The following is a 13229-nucleotide window of genomic DNA, read 5'->3' as shown; positions in this document are numbered from 1 at the left end:
TCGCGAGCAGGCTCGCTCCCACAGGTGGCGTCTAAGAACCCGCCTGTTTGTTCAAAGCCGCCTCGGCTGCGGCAATCTCGGCCTGGCGCCTGACAATCACATCCCCCACCGGTGGCCCCTGGAAGCGCCGGGCCTCGAACCCGAACCAGACTATCGCCGTCAACACCAGAAACCCGATGGTGATGTAAAGCGCCCAGTCATTCGGCGGTTGAATGCCGATGACGAAAATGATCACCATCGACAGAACCGAGAGCAGGGCAAACACCGTGTACCAGAAACGCCCGATGTTCCAGGGCCCCATGACCGGCCATTTCGAGGTGCCGTAGGCAAACAGGCCCAGCACGATGGGAATAATGAAGGAGAAGAACAGGAAGATCACGGTGCAGGACACCACGATGGTATAGACCGGCGTTTCACCCACCGATATCACCGACGATCCCCAGTCGAACAACACCGCCAGGGTGGCACCGGTCCAGATCGCCGCCACCGGACTGCGAAAGGTTGGTGAGACCGAGGCCAACGCCTTCGAGCAAGGCAAGCCACCATCCCGTGAGAAGGCGAAGATCATCCGTGAAACCGAGGTCACGGTGGCCAGCCCGCACAGCACCTGGGAGATGAAAATCGCCACGTACAACGCGTCCTTGAGCAACGGATTGACCTGGGTGTTCATGGCCCAGAAAAACACGTTCCAGCCTTGCTTGGCCGCGTCATCCATGTTCGGCAGCATCAGCACGAACGCGCTGAGCATGACCCAGCCGAACAGCAGCGACCAGACCACCGACATGACCATGCCCCGTGGTACGGACATGGCGGCATTGCGGGTCTCCTCGGAGGTGTGCGCGGAGGCGTCGTAGCCCGTGATGGTGTAGATCGGCAACAGCAGGCCGAGCATGAAGATCCAGCCGTTGGAGACCTGTGGCCACACGGCGCCGCCGGCCGCGCCGGAGTAGTTGCCGAAGGTCACCAGCCGGGCGAATTCGTAGCTGGGGGCCGAGATCAGGCAGACGATGGTCAGTGCCAGTGCCGTGGCGAAAATCAGGTAGCCGGAGAAGTCGGTGAGCTTGGCGGTCAGGCCGATCCCCAGGTGGTTGCACAAGGCCTGGAGGCCGGTAAGGATCGCCAGGAAAATCACCCGTGTCGTGGTGGTGTCTGCCATGCCCAGCGTCGGGCCGAAGGCACCAAAGAAAAAGTAATAGGTGCCGACGTTGATCGCACCGAGCACTGTGACCAGCCCCAGCAGGTTGAACCACGCCGTGAGCCAGCCGGTAAAGCGGTTGCCGAGGATCGAACCCCAGTGGTACAGACCGCCGGCGGTGGGGTAGGCCGAGGAAATCTGGGCCATGGCCAGGGCAAACACCCCGGAAATCAGGCAACCGATCGGCCAGCCGATGCCGATCGAGGCACCGCCCGAGCCCGAGGTGCCCTGGGCGAGTGAATTGATGCCGCCAGACAGGATGCAGATGATCGAAAAGGAAATCGCGAAGTTGGAGAAAACGCCCATTCGTCGCGAAAGCTGCTGGGCATAGCCCATGCTGTGCAGCACCTTGACGTCATCGTCGTGCGCGTCTGTGCCGGGCTGGCTTGCTGGGTTCATTGTTGTGTGCCCCTTCAGGTTTTGATACGCATCCATCCGGAACGCCGGACGGCCTGGCCTTCAACCCCTTGTCGTACTGCTCCTGTTTCCAACCGGTAAAACCTTTCCATTTATCTGTAGGAGCGGGGTGTCAGGCTCCCAGCGTTATCGTTAACGTCCATCGCGAGCAGAGCTCGCTCCTACAGGAGGCGGCCGTGGAAGGCCGCATCGAAAATTTCCGCCACGCCGGCCCGGGTCAGCGGTAACGGGTTGCCGCCGGCCGACGGGTCGACCATCGCCATGTCCGCGATCAGGTCCGCCTGTTTGTCATCCACCCCCAGTTCAAACAGCGTGTGCGGCACGGCGATGTCCTTGCGCAATTTGAGGACGAAGGCCAGGAAGCTGTCGAAACCCGGGGAGGGCAGATGTAAGTACGCCGCCAGGCGCGTGATGCGTTCCTCGATGGCCGGGCGATTGAATTTCAGGACATAGGGCATCAGGGTGGCGTTGGTCATGCCGTGGTGGGTGTCGTACAACGCACCAATCGGATGCGCCAGGGCGTGCATGCCACCCAGGCCTTTCTGGAAGGCGGTGGCACCCATCGCCGCGGCCGCCAGCATCTGCCCGCGCGCATCGAGGTCGGAGGGGGTGTGCACCGCGCGCACCAGCGCATTGGCCACCAGGCGCATGCCTTCCACCGCGATGCCGTCGGCCATCGGGTGGAAACCGGGGGCGCAGTACGATTCCAGGCAATGCGACAGCGCATCCATCCCCGTGCCGGCAGTCACTTTTGCCGGCATGCCAACGGTCAGCGCCGGGTCGCTGATCACCACGCGCGGCATCATTTTCGGGTGGAAGATGATGCGTTTGGTGTGCGTTTTATCGTCGATGATCACGGCCGCACGACCCACTTCGGAACCGGTCCCAGCCGTAGTCGGCACCGCGATAACCGGGGCGATGCGGCTTTCATCGGCACGGGTCCAGTAGTCGCCGATGTCTTCGAAATCCCACACCGGTCGGGTCTGCCCGCTCATGAACGCGATGAGCTTGCCCATGTCCAGGCCGCTGCCACCGCCAAAGGCCACCACGCCGTCGTGGTTTCCCGCGCGCCAGGCGTCGAGCCCGCCGGCCAGGTTGGCTTCGACCGGGTTGGGCTTGAGGTCGCAAAACAGCGCAGCGCCCAAGCCCGCGACGCGTAGAGAGTCGAGGGCTGCCGTGGTGATCGGGGCCCGCGCCAGGCCGCTGTCGGTGACCAGTAACGGTCGCTGGATACCCTGGCCGCGACAGACCTCGGCCAGCTCGCCGATGCGGCCGACGCCGAAACGAATGCTCGTGGGGTAGTTCCAGTTTCCGGTCAGGCTCATGGCTCAGATCTCGTGGCGCAAATGGAAGGATTTGGCTCGGGTCAGGTGTTCGTAGCCCAGGCGCGACAGCGTCACGCCGCGGCCACTGTTCTTCACGCCGGTCCAGGCCAGGGCCGGGTCCAGGTAATCGCAGCGGTTCATGAACACAGTGCCGGTGTCGATCTCGTTGCCCAGGCGTTCGGCGGCGGCGAGATCCCGGGTCCAGATCGACGCACTCAGTCCGAACTCACTGTCGTTCATCAAGGCGATGGCTTCGTCATCGCTGGCCACCGGCATGATGCCAACCACCGGGCCGAAGCTTTCATCGCGCATTACCGACATGGCATGGGTGACATCCACCAGTACCTGCGGCGCGAGGTAGGCGCTGCCCGGCACGCTTGCGGCAAAGACCTTTGGGTCGATCAGCGCTTTCGCACCCTGGTTCACGGCGGCGGCGATCTGGTCGCGCACGAATTCGGCCGCCCTCGGGTTCACCAACGGACCGAGGGTGGTGGCTTCGTCCAGCGGATTGCCCAGCACGTACTGGCGGGTCAGGGCGGCGAAGCGCTCGATAAAAGCCGGGTAAATGGTCTGATCGACGTAGATGCGCTCCACGGCGCAGCAGCTTTGCCCGGAGTTGAAGAAGCTGCCATCCACCAGATTCTCCACGGCGTGTTCGAGATCGGCATCGGCGCGCACGTAGGCCGGGTCCTTGCCGCCGAGCTCCAGGCCCAGGCCAAGGAAACCTTCGACAGCCGCGTGTTTCATGGTCTTGCCGCCGTCCACGGAGCCGGTAAAGTTCACTTGATGAACCTTTCCGGAGGAGATGGCGACTGCCGTATGCAGATGACTGAGTACCAGGTTCTGGAACAGCCCCTCAGGCAGATTCGCGCGACGGAAGGCCTCGGCGAAACGCTCGCCGACCAAGAGGGTTTGCGAAGCATGTTTGAGAATGACGCTGTTGCCGGCCATCAGCGCCGGGATAATCGTGTTCACGGCGGTCAGGTAAGGGTAATTCCACGGGGCGATGACCAGAACCGTGCCCAGCGGTTCGCGTTTGATATGCCGGCGAAAACCGTTGACTGGCGTGGGTACGACATCAGCCAAGGCCTCTGGCGCAATGGCGATCATATGCCGGGCACGCTCTTCGAAGCCGCGCAGCTCTCCGGCGCAATAACGTACCGGGCGGCCTATTTGCCAGGCCAGTTCCGGGACGATTTCATCCTTCATGGCCAGCATCGCGTCCACCGCCGCACTGCAAAAAGCCGCGCGTTCGCTCAGTGGCCGGCGTTTCCATTGCGCCTGGGCGGTAGCGGCCGCGTCCAGTGCCTTATCGAGCTGGACAAGGTCGGCGCATTCACGCTCGGCGTAGACCCGGCCATCGACCGGGGAGATGAGCTGAATCTTCTCCGTCATGATTGTCTTAACCCGTGTTAGCTCAATAACGTTCGAAACCGCGCTGCAATTCCCAATCGGTAATCCGCCGGTCGTACTCCTTCTGTTCCCACTCGGCGGTATGCACGTAGTGGTCGACCACTTCATCACCGAACGCCTCGCGCAACATGCTCGAACCCTGTAGCGCGGTGCAGGCATCGCGCAGGGTCTTGGACACTTCGGGCAAGTGCTCGTCGACATAAGCATCGCCCTCGTAGGGCGCTTCGAGGTTGAGTTTTTCGTCGATTCCCGCCAGCCCCGCGGCGATCAGCGCGGCGAAGGCCAGATAGGGATTGAGATCGGCGCCGCCGATGCGGCATTCGATGCGGATGGATTTGCTGTCTTCGGCGCACAAACGGAAACCGGCGGTGCGATTGTCGCGGCTCCACACCGCGCGGGTCGGGGCGAAGGTGCCGGCCTGGAAGCGCTTGTAGGAGTTGATGTAGGGCGCCAGGAAACAGGTGATGTCGTTGGCGTATTTGAGCTGTCCGGCCACCCAGGCGCGCATCAGTTTCGACATGCCGAACTCGGCCTTGGCGTCGAAGAACAGCGGCTTCTTCGCGTTCTTGTCCCACAGCGAATTGTGGATGTGGCTGCTGGAACCGGCGGCGTCGTAGCGCCACTTGGCCATGAACGTGATCGCCTTGCCCTGGAGCTGCGCGATCTCCTTGCAGGCATGCTTGATGATGACGTGGTGGTCGGCCATGGTCATGGCGTCGGCATAGCGGATGTTGATCTCTTCCTGGCCTGGGCCCCATTCACCCTTGGAGTTTTCCACCGGAATGCCGCTGGCTTGCAGGTGCTTGCGGATCGCCCGCAACACCGGCTCTTCGCGGGTGGTTTGCAGGATGTTGTAGTCCTCGATGTAGTGCCCGGCGGTTTTCGGCTTGTGGTAATTGCGCTTGTGAATGGCCTCGTAGCTCTCGTCGAACAGGTAGAACTCCAGTTCCGAGGCGAACATGCCGGTGTAGCCACGCTCGCGCAGGCGCTCGACCTGTTTTTTCAGGATCGCCCGCGGGCTGTGGGGCAAGTCCCGGCGATGGTGATGATCGAGCACATCGCACAGCACCAGCGCCGTGCACTCCAGCCAGGGCACCTTGCGCAGGGTGCGCATGTCGGGTTTGAGCACAAAGTCGCCGTAGCCTTTGCTCCAGCTGGCGGCGGCATAACCCGGTACAGGCTCCATGTCGATGTCGTCGGCCAGCAGGTAATTGCAGCAGTGGGTTTCTTCATGACCGCTGTCGATGAAAAACTCGACCTGAAATCGTTTGCCGACCAGTCGCCCCTGCATGTCGACCATGCACACCAACACCGTATCGATTTCGCCAGAGGCGGCAGCACGCTTGAGTTCGTCAAAACTGAGAAGTGGCTCGGTCATCACGGCAAGTCCTGCGCAAATTGTGTGGGCCTGTCTGAAATAGCTGTTGCAGACGCTCTCCAGAAACAACCCAAAACCTGCAGACGCGAGCATCGTGAGCAATTAGCTGAACATAGCTTAGCCTACTGTCGCTTTTCGCAAGTTTTTGCCTGCAGGAGCTGTCGAGTGCAACGAGGCTGCGATCTTTTGATTTTTAAAGGCAGGATCAAAAGATCGCAGCCTGCGGCAGCTCCTACAATGGAATGGGTTTACACCGGCGCGGAGAAATGAAAATGGCCAAGAAGAGAGAGCACAAAACCTACGAAACCCTCAAACAGCAGTACCCGGATTATCTGGGTGCCGTCGAGGCGTTGGGAACGGCGGTGCGTCACGCCGGCCCGCTGGACGAGAAAACGGTGCAGTTGATCCAGCTCGGTGCCGCGGCGGCCATCCGCTCCGAGGGCGCGGTACACAGCCATACCCGACGGGCACTGGAGGCGGGCGCCACGCCGGAGCAGATCCTTCACACGCTCGTCGCGCTGACCAGCACCATCGGTTTCCCGACCGTCGTGGCGGCCATCAGTTGGGCCGACGATGTGATGGGCGAGGGGACGACGTCCTGAGTGATCGGGACTACGGCGGTGTCCTGCGGTTCCTGTAAGCTGGGCGACTTAGCTGCCGAGGCCTTGTATGCATTTGTCCATCAATACCGAAACCCTCTGGATCGATACGCCACACGGCCGGTTGTTTTGTTGTCGCTGGTTCCCTGAGGACCGTTCAGGCAAACAGGAACAACCCCCCATCATTCTTTTCCATGACTCGCTGGGCTGCGTGTCCCTGTGGCGGGATTTTCCCGGGCAATTGTGCCGGGCTACAGGCCGTGAGGTGATTGCCTACGACCGGCTCGGTTTCGGTCAGTCCGATGCTTATCCCGGGCCAATGCCGTTGCACTTTATCCGTGACGAAGCCGAGCGCTACTTCGTGCATCTCAAGGCTGCATTGGGGTTCGATCGTTTTGTCGCATTCGGTCATAGCGTCGGTGGTGCCATGGCGGCGACCTGTGCGTCTCTGTACGCGCAAAGTTGCACGGCGTTGATCACCGTTTCAGCACAGGCGTTCGTCGAGGATCGGACGCTGCAAGGCATTCGAGTGGCAGAGGCGCAATTCGAGGAGCCGGGACAGATGTCGCGGCTTGAGAAATATCATGGCGATAAAGCGCAATGGGTGTTGTCGGCCTGGACGCGTACCTGGCTTTCGCCGGCCTTCAGCGACTGGACAATTGAAAGCACGATCGACGCCATTCACTGTCCATTGCTTGCCATCCACGGCCAGTACGATGAGTACGGCTCAGACCTGCATCCAAAGCGTATCGCCCGGTTGTCGACAGCCTCCGGCGACTACTTGATTGTGGATGATTGCCATCACGTGCCCCATCGCGAGGCTCCGGACGCAGTGCTGGGGGCGGTCAGTGAGTTTCTTCGGGTGAGCGCTCGGTGACGGGCTTGCAGCGCAGGGCGCCGAACATGACGTGGGGCATGATTCGGCGCCTGCGGTGCGATTGCCGGCTACTGTTGTCGCGGTGCAGCATTAGCTCTTGATGAACGCCAGGAGGTCCGCGTTGATGACGTCGGCATGGGTGGTGCACATGCCGTGGGGCAGGCCAGGGTAGGTTTTCAGCGTGCCATGCTTGAGCAGCTTGATCGCCAGCCGTGCCGAGTCGGCGATGGGGACGATCTGGTCGTCTTCGCCGTGCAGCACCAGGGTCGGCACCTCGATGTTCTTCAGGTCATCGGTGAAATCGGTTTCCGAGAAGGCCTTGATGCAGTCGTACTGTGCCTTGGTCCCGCCGCTCATGGCCTGGCGCCACCAGTTGTCGATCACGGATTGGGAGACTTTCGCACCCGGACGATTGAAGCTGTAGAAGGGGCCTGTGGGGAAGTCGCGATAAAACTGCGCGCGATTGTCGGCCAGGGCTTTACGCAACCCATCGAAGACGTCCAGAGGCAGGCCTTCCGGATTGTTCGCAGTGCGCAGCATGATCGGTGGAACGGCCCCGATCAGCGCCGCTTTGGCCACGCGGCCACGGCCATGCTGCGCCACATAACGGGCCGCTTCACCGCCTCCGGTGGAGTGACCGATGTGCACGGCATTACGGATGTCGAGGTGTGCCATCAGCTCGGCGACGTCGGCGGCGTAGGTGTCCATGTCGTTGCCGACCGTGGTCTGGGACGAGCGGCCATGGCCGCGACGATCATGGGCGATGACGCGGAAACCCTTGCTGAGGAAAAACAGCATCTGCGTGTCCCAGTCGTCGCTGGAGAGCGGCCAGCCGTGGTGGAACACAATCGGCTGTCCAGTGCCCCAGTCCTTGTAGAAAATTCGCGTGCCGTCCTTGACCGTGATCATTCCCGAGCCGTTGCCATTGCCGTCGGTTTTGCCTGAAGCAGGCGCTGCTGCCGGCGTTTGCTGCGCCGCCAGCGCAGGGACGGTCACGGCCAGTGCGGCAGCGACCATGGCACCGCTGGTCATCAAGGCGCGACGGGTGGTTCCGCTTGTCTCGTCAGTCATTTTTCAATACTCGTAGGCGTTCTATAGAGAGCGTTTGGCAAGGTCCGAGGCGGTCAGTCCGGCTACGGCACCGATCGCCTCGTTGCGGTGAATTTATGGCCAAACAAGAACGTCGACCACCAGACATCGGTGTCTGCAATTAACGCTTTGGTATGAGCATTGGAGAAGCGCGATCCCCTGTAGGCGCTGGCTTGTCGGGTCGCCGCATCGCAGCGATGACGGCCTGGCTTCTGCGGATGCACCCGGTTCAAATTGTGGGAGCGAGCCTGCTCGCGAAGGCGGCCTGATAGCCGACCTGAATGTTGTGACCGAGTACCTATCCATTCCTGCGGCCACGGCCACCAATGGTTCCGCTTTTACAGCGGGTCACTTGGAAAAGCCTGTAGGAGCGTAGCTTGCTCGCGAAAAACGTCTGGACAACGCGATCATTCAGGCAGCACGCGTTATCGTTGACGTCCATCGCGAGCAAGCTTCGCTCCTACAGAGAACCTCCACTCGGCCTCACGAGGGGGCGAACACCGCAACAGCCAAAGCGAGGCGGCCTTCGAGCCGACCTGGCTTTGCGGTTGTACCCAATCCCCTGTGGGAGCTGGCTTGCCAGCGATGGCGGCCTGACAGCCGACCTGACATTTGCGGACGCACCCAATCCCCTGTAGGAGCTGGCTTGCCAGCGAAAACGGATTGTCAGTCGACACCGATGTTGACTGACCCACCGCTTTCGCTGGCAAGCCAGCTCCTACAGGGATCGTGTGCGGTGTTGTCCGGCGCGCCGGTCTTTCATTTGCTGGCATCCAGCACCACGCGATAGCGCGCCTTGCCACTGCGCAGGTGATCGATGGCGTCGTTGACCCGGCTCATCGGAAACTGCTCGACCTGCGGCAGGATCTGATGGCGGGCACAGAACTCCAGCATTTTGGCCGTGATGGCGGGCGAGCCGACCGGTGAGGCGGACAGGGTTTTCTGTTGGGGAAGCAGGTCGAACACGTGCACGGGAATCGCGCCTGGCACGACGCCCACAAAATGCAGGCGACCCTTGCCGCGCAGGGTGGCGAGCATGGCGGGCCAGTCGAGGTTGGCATTGGCGGTGACCAACAGAAAATCCAGGGTGCCGGCAATCGCCTTCAGCGCATTGCTGTCGGTAGAGGCGACGACATTGTGTGCGCCCAGGCGCTTGGCTTCCTCCTGCTTGTTCAATGACGACGTGAAGGCCGTGACCTCGCAACCCCAGGCATTGAGGAAGCGCAGCGCCAGGTGACCGAGGCCGCCGATGCCCACGACGCCGACCCGGTCAGTGGGCTTGACGTTGAATTGCACCAGTGGGTTGAACACCGTGGAGCCTGCGCAGAACAGCGGTCCGGCCATGGCCGGATCGAGGCCTGCGGGGATCGGAAGGGCCCAGGCCCAGTGCGACCGCAGCCGATCGGCGAAGCCGCCATTGCTGCCGATGATGGTGGGCCTGGCGGTGCTGCAGAGCTGGTGGGAGCCTTCGATGCAGGAAGGGCAATGCATGCAACTGCCCTTGAACCAGCCAATACCCACTCGCTGTCCCACGTTGAGACCGCGCGCCCTTGAGCCCACCCGTACGATACGGCCGACCACTTCATGGCCCGGGATAAACGGGTACTGGCTGATGCCCCACTCGTTGTCGATCAACGACTGGTCGGAGTGGCAGACGCCGCAATACTCCACGGCGACTTCAACGTCCTCTTCACCCAAGGGACCTGGGTCGTAGCTGTAGCGCTCCAGCGGGGCGCCGGCCGCCATCGCGGCCCAGCCGGTGAAAGTCGTGAGTTCGGTGCTGTCGCTCATGGGATACCTCCAGATCAGGAGACAGGGTTTGGCCGGGCATGTGCCGCGGCCAGAACAGTGTAGCGGGTCCCCCAAGAGGTGTTTCAGCGATTGCCCAACAGGTCAGCGCCGGGTTTCAACCCCGCACAGCCCTCGAGCGCCAGACCATCATCTTCTCGACCTGCATGTCCTTCATGGTGTGAGGAATCCCACCCACGCCATGCCCGGACAGGCTCGCCCCGGCGAATGGCATCCAGTCGACGCGGAACGTGGTGCTTTCGTTGACCATCACCGCGGTGGCGTTCAGGTCCTGGTAGCACTGCATGGCGGTGTCCAGGTCCTGGGTGAAGACGGCGGCCTGGAAGGCGTAGGGCAGGGCGTTAGCCAATCGGATCGCTTCGGCCAGGTCGTCGTAGGCATACACCGCCACCACCGGGCCAAACACTTCTTTTTGCATCACGTTCGAATCGATGGCCGGGTTCAGCAGTACGGTTGGCGCATAGCAATTGTTGTCCAATACGCGGCCACCGGAGATCAGGCGTGCACCGCCGGCAACGGCGTCATTGACCCATTGGCTCACGCGGTTCACTTCGCGCCCGGCGATCAGCGGGCCGACATCGGTGCGTGGGTCGGTCGGGTCACCGACCACCATGGCGTCGCCCAACTTGGCCAGACGCTCGGCGACCTGTTCGGCGATGCTGTGGTGGCAGAAAATCCGTTGCACGCTCACGCAGACCTGTCCGGCGTGGAAGAAGGCGCCACGGGCGATGCGCGGCAGGGCGTCATCGAGGTCGGCATCGGCGGCCAGCATCACCGGTGCTGCACCGCCGTGCTCCAGCGCGCAGCGAGTGCCCGGTGCGAGGGTCGAGCGCAGCATCCAGCCCACGGCTGCCGAGCCGATGAAGCTGAAGAAGCCCACCCGAGGGTCGGCCACCAGTTTGCCGGTGATGGTGTTATCGGTCGGCAGCACCATTTGTGCCCAACCCTTGGGCAGGCCGGCCTCGATCAGGATATCGACCAGGGTCTGGCAACTGAGCGGCGTGTTCGCCGCCGGTTTGACGATCACCGGTGCGCCGACGGCGATGGCCGGTATCACCTGATGCACGATCAGGTTGAACGGATGGTTGAACGCCGAGACGGCCGCGATCACGCCGATTGGCTCGTATTGGGTGAACGCCACACGGTTCGCCGAGGCAGCGTTGAGCCCCATGGGAATCACGTGGCCGCCCTCGGAGCGCAAAACTTCGATGCTGTTGAGGATGCCATCGATGCCGCGCTCGACCTCGGCAATCGAGTCCTTCAACGGCTTGCCGCCTTCACGGGCCGCCTGGGTTGCGATCTCGATCTTGCGTTCGCCGATCAACTGCGCGGCACGGTGGAGAATTTCAATGCGCCGAGGCTTGGACAGCCACTGGCTGCGGTCGCTGAACAGACCGTGGGCAACACCCAATGCCTGCTCGACATCGGCCTGGGTGGAAATGGCCACATGACCGACGACTGCGCCGTTGTAGGGTGCGTGGACAGCCAGGGTTTGTTCAGACATGGGACTTACCTCGAATCGTACATTGACGGGTTTAGCGAGCTTTGGAAGATCAAAAGATCGCAGCCTGCGGCAGCTCCTACGGGATCGGGTTTACATCCGGATAGTGTAGGGGCTGCCGCAGGCTGCGATCTTTCGACCCGCCGAAGGGCTTGCAAGACATGGCGTCAAGGTAGTCCTGAGCGAGGGTTTCGAAAACTGAATAATTCAGAAGCTATCGTTCAGTTTTCGAGAAGATCTGATGGCCGCCTCTCAAAGATGATCGGCATCAATGATCGCCTTGGCAAAGGCCTGTGGATCTTCTTGCGGCAGGTTGTGGCCGATGCCACCGTTGCTGAGCCGGTATTCATACTTGCCGGTAAAACGCTGGCGATAGTCCTCGGCTTTCGGGTGCGGTGCGCCGTTGGCGTCGCCTTCCATGGTGATGGTCGGCACGCTGATGGACGGTGCCTTGGCGAGTTTCTGCTCCAGGGCGTCATATTGGGGTTCGCCCTGAACGAGGCCCAGACGCCAGCGGTAGTTGAAGACCGTGATGGCGACATGGTCGGGGTTGTCGAGTGCGGCGGCGCTGCGATCGAAGGTAGCGTCGTCGAACGCCCATTTCGGCGAAGCGAGCTGCCAGATCAATTTGGCGAAGTCGTGGGTGTTCTTTTCGTAACCCGCGCGGCCGCGCTCGGTGGCGAAGTAGAACTGGTACCACCACTGCAATTCAGCCTTCGGCGGCAAGGGATTCTTGCCAGCTTCCTGGTTGCCGATGAGGTAGCCGCTGACCGACACCAGCGCCTTCACCCGCTCAGGCCAGAGCGCCGAGACGATATCGGCTGAACGCGCGCCCCAATCGTAGCCACCGAGCACGGCCTGTTTGATCTTCAAGGCGTCCATGAAGTCGATGACATCACTGGCCAGTGCGGCGGGTTGGCCATTGCGAACGGTTTTGTCAGACAGGAAATGCGTGTCGCCGTACCCCCGTGCATAGGGCATCAGCACCCGATAGCCCTTGGCCGCGAGCAAGGGTGCGACCTCGTCATAACTGTGAATGTCGTAAGGCCAGCCGTGCAGGAGAATGACCACCGGGCCATTGGCCGGGCCGGTTTCGGCATAGGCCACGCTGAGCAAGCCCGCGTTGACATGCTTGAGGGGGCCGAACGGGGTATCGGCGGTGCTGCCGGCCTTGGCTGCCGCAGGTGCGGTGTCGCTGGCCTGGGCGTGAGTGGCGGCCAGTGCGCCCAGCTGCATCAGGGTGAATGCGAGGACGGAGGAGCCCACCCAGTGGCGGCGTTTTTTGTTGGCGTCACTGTTCAAAAAATGCACTTTCATGGGGGAGAGCTCCTTTCTAATGATGGGGTAGGTGGATTAACAGGTATAGCCTGCCGGGAACGACGGCTGCCTCAATCCGTGGTTCACAGTTAAGCGTGGTGAGGTATCCGGGGTGTTTCAAAAAGCTGGGCGGGTGAAGCGTTGTGTATCGCGGGAGGGTGTAAATACATTTCGATACATGCGAATGAGGTGGGTGGAATTACATTTGTCCTTTGTGGGAGCGAGCCTGCTCGCGAAAAACGTCCAGACAACGCGATCATTCAGAATGGGCGCGTAATCGTCGACGTCCATCGCGAGCAGGCTCGCTTC

10 protein-coding genes are annotated in these 13229 nt (G+C 61.7%); 2 read left to right on the top strand and 8 right to left on the bottom strand.

Annotated features, from left to right (window positions below; all coding sequences use genetic code 11):
- Nucleotides 1–31: 31 nt before the first annotated feature.
- The 4 genes from LAB08_RS17475 to LAB08_RS17460 all read right to left on the bottom strand — a co-directional run bounded on the left by LAB08_RS17475 (nucleotide 32) and on the right by LAB08_RS17460 (nucleotide 5728).
- Nucleotides 32–1594, bottom strand: coding sequence for an amino acid permease (locus LAB08_RS17475; RefSeq protein WP_096510528.1), 1563 nt, complete (start codon nucleotides 1592–1594; stop codon nucleotides 32–34).
- Between the two features lie 179 nt (nucleotides 1595–1773).
- Entirely contained in the window at nucleotides 1774–2937 is a 1164-nt protein-coding gene (locus LAB08_RS17470) for an iron-containing alcohol dehydrogenase (protein WP_096510529.1), read from the bottom strand.
- 3 nt (nucleotides 2938–2940) lie between these two features.
- Nucleotides 2941–4332, bottom strand: coding sequence for an aldehyde dehydrogenase family protein (locus tag LAB08_RS17465; RefSeq protein ID WP_096510530.1), 1392 nt, complete (start codon nucleotides 4330–4332; stop codon nucleotides 2941–2943).
- A 22-nt stretch (nucleotides 4333–4354) separates the two neighbouring features.
- Entirely contained in the window at nucleotides 4355–5728 is a 1374-nt protein-coding gene (locus LAB08_RS17460) for a glutamine synthetase family protein (protein WP_096510531.1), read from the bottom strand.
- A 272-nt stretch (nucleotides 5729–6000) separates the two neighbouring features.
- On the opposite strand from LAB08_RS17460, the gene LAB08_RS17455 reads away from it, so the two are divergent.
- Together LAB08_RS17455 and LAB08_RS17450 are read left to right on the top strand one after the other, a co-directional pair.
- The gene (locus tag LAB08_RS17455; RefSeq protein WP_096515341.1) at nucleotides 6001–6330 is read left to right on the top strand and encodes a carboxymuconolactone decarboxylase family protein; all 330 of its coding nucleotides are present in this window, start codon (nucleotides 6001–6003) and stop codon (nucleotides 6328–6330) included.
- Nucleotides 6331–6397: 67 nt separating this feature from the next.
- Nucleotides 6398–7204 carry an alpha/beta fold hydrolase gene (locus LAB08_RS17450; protein ID WP_096510532.1) on the top strand — a complete coding sequence of 269 codons (807 nt, stop codon included), beginning with the start codon at nucleotides 6398–6400 and terminating at the stop codon, nucleotides 7202–7204.
- Nucleotides 7205–7294: 90 nt separating this feature from the next.
- On the opposite strand, the gene LAB08_RS17445 is transcribed toward LAB08_RS17450, so the two are convergent.
- The 4 genes from LAB08_RS17445 to LAB08_RS17430 all read right to left on the bottom strand — a co-directional run bounded on the left by LAB08_RS17445 (nucleotide 7295) and on the right by LAB08_RS17430 (nucleotide 12920).
- Nucleotides 7295–8113 carry an alpha/beta fold hydrolase gene (locus LAB08_RS17445; RefSeq protein ID WP_254007546.1) on the bottom strand — a complete coding sequence of 273 codons (819 nt, stop codon included), beginning with the start codon at nucleotides 8111–8113 and terminating at the stop codon, nucleotides 7295–7297.
- A 939-nt stretch (nucleotides 8114–9052) separates the two neighbouring features.
- Complete coding sequence (gene ahr, locus LAB08_RS17440) at nucleotides 9053–10084, bottom strand: NADPH-dependent aldehyde reductase Ahr (RefSeq protein WP_096510534.1); 1032 nt, start codon at nucleotides 10082–10084, stop codon at nucleotides 9053–9055.
- A 115-nt stretch (nucleotides 10085–10199) separates the two neighbouring features.
- Nucleotides 10200–11606: an aldehyde dehydrogenase family protein gene (locus LAB08_RS17435; protein ID WP_096510535.1), complete on the bottom strand. Its 1407-nt coding sequence runs from the start codon at nucleotides 11604–11606 to the stop codon at nucleotides 10200–10202.
- Nucleotides 11607–11855: 249 nt separating this feature from the next.
- A complete protein-coding gene (locus LAB08_RS17430) occupies nucleotides 11856–12920 on the bottom strand; it encodes an alpha/beta fold hydrolase (RefSeq protein WP_096510536.1) in 1065 nt (354 codons plus the stop codon).
- Nucleotides 12921–13229: the final 309 nt, after the last annotated feature.

The organism is Pseudomonas izuensis, from assembly GCF_002356535.2.
GTDB lineage: Bacteria > Pseudomonadota > Gammaproteobacteria > Pseudomonadales > Pseudomonadaceae > Aquipseudomonas > Aquipseudomonas izuensis.
Note: the sequence above shows the minus strand (reverse complement) of the source record. Positions and strands in the feature narration are given on the sequence as shown.